Source organism: Geodermatophilus sp. SYSU D01176, assembly GCF_054050015.1.
This window is the reverse complement of the sequence record NZ_JBJGYN010000102.1, coordinates 1-4,599: the sequence shown is the minus strand read 5'-3', so window position 1 is coordinate 4,599 and position 4,599 is coordinate 1. Positions and strand designations below refer to the sequence as shown.

At 75.2% G+C, this 4,599-nt stretch carries 6 protein-coding genes; 4 read left to right on the top strand and 2 right to left on the bottom strand.

Annotated elements, in window-relative coordinates; translation table 11 throughout:
• Positions 1 to 240: 240 nt before the first annotated feature.
• Positions 241 to 1,062, bottom strand: coding sequence for a class I SAM-dependent methyltransferase (locus ACI78Z_RS24855; protein WP_457039208.1), 822 nt, complete (start codon positions 1,060 to 1,062; stop codon positions 241 to 243).
• Positions 1,063 to 1,306: 244 nt separating this feature from the next.
• Positions 1,307 to 1,561: a hypothetical protein gene (locus ACI78Z_RS24850; protein ID WP_457039207.1), complete on the bottom strand. Its 255-nt coding sequence runs from the start codon at positions 1,559 to 1,561 to the stop codon at positions 1,307 to 1,309.
• Positions 1,562 to 1,751: 190 nt separating this feature from the next.
• Here ACI78Z_RS24850 and ACI78Z_RS24845 point away from each other — a divergent pair, with 190 nt between their 5' ends.
• The 4 genes from ACI78Z_RS24845 to ACI78Z_RS24830 all read left to right on the top strand — a co-directional run bounded on the left by ACI78Z_RS24845 (position 1,752) and on the right by ACI78Z_RS24830 (position 3,943).
• Positions 1,752 to 2,204 carry an SRPBCC family protein gene (locus tag ACI78Z_RS24845; protein ID WP_457039206.1) on the top strand — a complete coding sequence of 151 codons (453 nt, stop codon included), beginning with the start codon at positions 1,752 to 1,754 and terminating at the stop codon, positions 2,202 to 2,204.
• Positions 2,197 to 2,721, top strand: a complete 525-nt coding sequence (locus ACI78Z_RS24840) for a TetR/AcrR family transcriptional regulator (protein ID WP_457039205.1) — start codon at positions 2,197 to 2,199, stop codon at positions 2,719 to 2,721. The genes ACI78Z_RS24845 and ACI78Z_RS24840 overlap by 8 nt, the downstream gene beginning before the upstream one ends.
• Before the next feature lie 125 nt (positions 2,722 to 2,846).
• The gene (locus ACI78Z_RS24835; protein ID WP_457039204.1) at positions 2,847 to 3,365 is read left to right on the top strand and encodes a MarR family winged helix-turn-helix transcriptional regulator; all 519 of its coding nucleotides are present in this window, start codon (positions 2,847 to 2,849) and stop codon (positions 3,363 to 3,365) included.
• Between the two features lie 92 nt (positions 3,366 to 3,457).
• Positions 3,458 to 3,943, top strand: coding sequence for a DUF5313 family protein (locus ACI78Z_RS24830; RefSeq protein WP_457039203.1), 486 nt, complete (start codon positions 3,458 to 3,460; stop codon positions 3,941 to 3,943).
• Positions 3,944 to 4,599: the final 656 nt, after the last annotated feature.

Genomic DNA, 4,599 nt, shown 5'->3' with positions numbered 1-4,599 from the left:
CGCCGGTGCGCCCGGCGCCGCGGCCGGGGCGCAGGCCCCGGGGCGGCCCGAGCCGGACGGCCGGGTGCCGGCCGGCCCCGGCGGCAACCACCGGACCCCGGTGACCGGCCTGACCGTTCCTCCGCAGGGTCGGGCAGGCGCGCCCCGCGCGTAGCGACGGGGCGGGAGCGGGGCCCCGCGCCTCGCGGGATCCCGCCCGGCCTTCCGGCGCGGTGCGTCGGTGGCCGGTCGTGGCGCCGGTCAGAAGCGGTAGTGCAGCACGACGGTCCCCTTCCGGGACAGGGACGTGCTGTGCGCCGCCAGCCGGTAGTACACCCGGAGGACTGCGGGGGACTGGGCGACCTCGGGTTCCCGGGGGATCAGGATCTCCCTCACCAGGGTCAGGGCCGGGTTCCAGCGTCCCGGGTCGTGCGGGTCGTCGGAGCCGGGGAACCTGATCAGGTCGGCGACGGAGCGGGTGCCACGGGTGTGCTTGATGGCCCAGATCGCGAACCGGGGATGGCTGTTGAAGGCGATCTCCCCGCTCGGGAAGTGGCTCGTGAGCCGGTTCAGCAGGGTCGTGACCTGGTCCAGGGCGAGGAACCCCAACAGGCCGTCGGCGACGATGACGGCCGGCCGGTCGGAGGGGACGGCGGTCAGCCAGTCCGGATCCGTCACGTCCGCGCCGACGTCGTGGGCGTTCGCGCGGTCCGGTGTCACGCTCGCTCGGATGGCGGTCACCGCGGGGAAGTCGACGTCGTACCAGTCGACGGTGGACGGCGGATCGATGCGGAGCGCCCGGGTGTCCAGCCCCGCTCCGAGATCGAGCCCGATGCCGTCGGGATGACCGGCCAGGAACCGGGCCGCGATCTCGTCCAGCTTCTTGGCCCGCAGTGCCGCGTTGAGCATGAGGTTCCTGTCGATGTGCAACTGGCCGCAGTCGTAGCCCAGCGTGCGGACGATCTCGTCGGCCATGGCGTCGCCGAGGACGGGTCGCGGCGACCGGGCGTCCAGCGCCCGGCAGCAGAGCGTCACGAACAGGCTGTCTTCGACCGGCGTCAGGGCCGGCAGGGTGGCCGCCATCGGTTCGGTCTCCCGGTGTGCTGACGTGCGGGTGGCCCGGGCCTGGGCGCTGGTGTGGCTCTCGACCCCCGCGGACCGGCAGCGTCCGTGGCTCGGTCCCCTGCGGGTTGGGCCCCGTCGTCCCCTCGTCCCCGGCCAGCCGAGCGCTCGGCCGCGGGCCGGCACAGGGTCCTTGGCCACGTCGGCGGTGCGGCCCGGCGGACGCCTGACCCGTCGCGGTCGAGCCGGCCTCGGCGTCGCAGAGCTACTGGGCCAGGCGCAGGGCCGGCGCCGCGGGGTTCGGCCCGGTGGCCGCCGCCGACCCCCCGGGGAGGACGACGAGCGCGGGGCGGGCGCCGGCCGCGCGCACATCACCGAGCCTGGCCCGGAGTGAGGCGTTCGCATAGCCGGTGGGGAGACGGTGGCACGCGTGGTGGTGCTGTGGCGGCGCTGGGGGAGCGGCGGGGTGCTGCGCCAGGTGGACGTAGAGGATGCCGTCCGCCGGGTCGTACGTCCTCATCTCGTCCTCCCCTCCTCCCGGACCCGCCGGTGCAGTGATGACGCCGGCGGTGCGATCCGGACAGGCACAGCATCGCCCCCGGGTACGACAGGAAGTGGCCCCGACCCGGGCCGCCCACGCGGCTCTTGACGCGGGCTAACGGCGTTAGCCAGTGTGGCTGCCGACACCGTCACCCTCGAGGAGGAGCGTCATGGCCAAGCGACTGTCCACCGACATCGAGATCGACGCGGTGCCGGACCAGGTGTGGCGCGTGCTCACCGATCTCCCTGCGTATCCGGCATGGAACCCGTTCATCGTCCGGGCCGAGGGAGTGGTGCAGCCGGGCGGCAGGCTGACCCTGACCGTGCAGCCGGTGGGCGGTCGCGCGATGACCGTGCGCCCCCGGCTGGTCGAGGTGGACGCGCCCCGGCAGTTGCGGTGGCGCGGCAGGCTGGCGGTGCCCGGCGTGATGGACGTCGAGCACACCTTCACGCTCGAGCCACGCGGGAGCGGTACCCGACTGATCCACCGGGAGGACTTCCGAGGGGTGCTGGTCCCGTTCCTCGCCGCGTCGCTGGACCGGCACACGCTGCCGGCGTTCGTGGCGATGAACGAGGCGCTCCGCACTCGGGCCGAGCACACGTCGTCGCGGACCCGTGGCTGACCCGCTCTCGAGCCGGGGCCGCGAGATCGTGGCCGTCGCCCGAGGCGTCCTGGAGCGGGAGGGGCCCGGAGAGCTGACCATGCGCCGGGTCGCCGAGGCCCTCGGGATCCGGGCCCCCTCCCTCTACAAGCACCTGCCGGGCAAGGAGGCGCTGGAGGTGGCCATCGTCATCACCGGCTTCGAGGAGGCCGCCGCCGCCTTCGAGGCCGCCACGGACGGCGCTGGGGAGCCCCTCGCCGCCTTCGTCGCGGCCTATCGCGCCTTCGCCCGAGCGCACCCGCACCTGTACCGGATGATGACCGACCGCCCCCTGCCCCGTGCCCACCTACCTCCGGGGCTGGAGGAGCGCACCGCGGCGCCGCTCCAGCGGGCCACGGGCAGCCCCGCCCGCGCCCGCGCGGCATGGGCCTTCATCCACGGCATGGTCCTGCTCGAGCTCACCGAGCGGTTCCCCGAGGACGGCGTGACGGAGCAGGCCTGGCAGGCGGGCATCGCCGCGATGCGTCGCCGGGACTGACGAGCGACACCGCGCTGCCGCCGACGGCTCCCGGTGACGTCGCCGGCCGGGACCCGTGCGGGGCCGAGGCGGATCTGATGGTTGGTGAACCAACCCTTGGCGTGCCACGGCTCTAGCCTGGGGGCGTGACGACCGACCAGACGCCCCAGGTCCCGCTCGATTCCGGGGACGTGCTCGCCCTGGAGCGGCAGGTGTGCTTCGCGCTGTCGGTGGCCGCCCGCAACGTGGTCGCCGTCTACCGGCCGGTGCTCGAGCCACTGGGGCTGACCCATCCGCAGTACCTGGTGATGCTGGCGCTGTGGCAGCACGGGACGCTCTCGGTCAAGGCGCTGTCCGGCCTGCTGCAGCTGGACCCCGGCACGCTCTCGCCGCTGCTCAAGCGGCTGGAGGCGGCCGGGCTGCTGCGCCGCGAGCGGGACCCGAAGGACCAGCGCAACCTCGCCCTCGCGCTGACCGACGAGGGGACCGCGCTGCGGGAGCAGGCGGAGAAGATCCCCGCCGGCATCGTGGAGCGCCTGGGCATGCCGGTCGAGCAGCTGATGAGCCTGCACGAGGCGCTCACCCAGGTGATCGCCGCGTCCCAGCAGGCCCTCGCCCATCCCGGCACGCAGGGCGAGAGCGGGCCCGAGGCCACCGTCGCCTGACCCACGACGGTGTGACCGAGATCGCCTCGGGTGGACGGAAAGTTGGTACCCCAACCGTTGGTGCACCCAGCGTCGTGGTGCACCATGGAGGCGTGACCGTCGTCGAGCAGGAGCACACAGGGGCCATGGCAGAGCCGGCAGAGCACGACACCACCGAGCCGATCGTCCGGCCCGCTCCGCACCGCTGGCTGTGGTACGCCCTCGGCGGCAGCCTGCCCGCCCGGCACCGCGGCTGGGTGCTGTTCGACACCACCACCCGCACCTGGGGCCTGCGACACGTGGCTCGCATGCTCGTCCAGATGTCGATCCCGATCGCGCTAATCATGGTCTTCCTGCCCGCCCCGCTGGGGCTGCGCGCGGCGGTCTCCGGCGGCGGGATCTTCCTCGGCCTCATCTACTCGCTGGCCTACATGCCGGAGACCACCGAGAACCGGGTCGTGAAGGCCGGCTACCCGGCCGGCACCGCCACCGCGCGCCGCGAGGAGGCCGCGCACCGGCGTGAGCTGCGGGACAGCGAGCGCCGTCGCGCCGCCAACGCCAAGCGCGCCGCCCGCTACCGCGGTCGCACCGGCCGCTGACCGGCCGGAGCGGCTGCTCCGGACCGCCGCCCGAGCCCCCACGCCGACGTCCCCCGTAGCCCCGCCGGCGGACCTCAGCCGCCCGAGGAGGTGAGTGCCGCCTCCGGCCGCAGCGGGTCGGTGCGCGGCGAGGACCCGGCGCAGCGTCGGGACGAGGCCCGCCCGACGCTGCCACCTCCCCGCGACGACGAGGGGGACGACCAGCAGCAACAGCAGGTGGTCGGCGGCGGTGAGACCCGGCGGTGGAGATGTCCCCGGCCGCGTCGGTCAGGACGACGACCGTCTCGTGCGTCGGATCGGCCTCGATGATCCCGTCGTAGGCGAGCACGACCCTCGCCGCCGTCCTCCTGGCCGCCGTGGTCCCCGTCGCGGCCGCGCGCGGCACGACCGCCGAGGCCGCCTCCACCACCAGCACCACCACGACCGACACCGGTGTCAGCCTCGACGGCGCCCGGGGGCGGCGGCCCGGGTGGCGTCGACGGGGTCGCTTCGGGATCAGCCGGCGAGATCGGCGATCTCGCGCGCTCCGAGGCCTGCAACCGTGCGAGACCGCCCGTCTCGCCGCGGCCGGGGGGGGGGGGGGGGGGGGGGGGGGGGGGGGGGGGGCGGGCGCGGCGGCGGGGGGGGGGGGGGGGGGGGGGGGGGCGGGCGCGCGG

Bases quoted from the DNA above. Each gene is read 5' to 3' on its own strand.
- ACI78Z_RS24855 (WP_457039208.1), bottom strand. From the start codon at position 1,062: ATGGCGGCCACCCTGCCGGCCCTGACGCCGGTCGAAGACAGCCTGTTC.
- ACI78Z_RS24845 (WP_457039206.1), top strand. From the start codon at position 1,752: ATGGCCAAGCGACTGTCCACCGACATCGAGATCGACGCGGTGCCGGAC.
- ACI78Z_RS24850 (WP_457039207.1), bottom strand. From the start codon at position 1,561: ATGAGGACGTACGACCCGGCGGACGGCATCCTCTACGTCCACCTGGCG.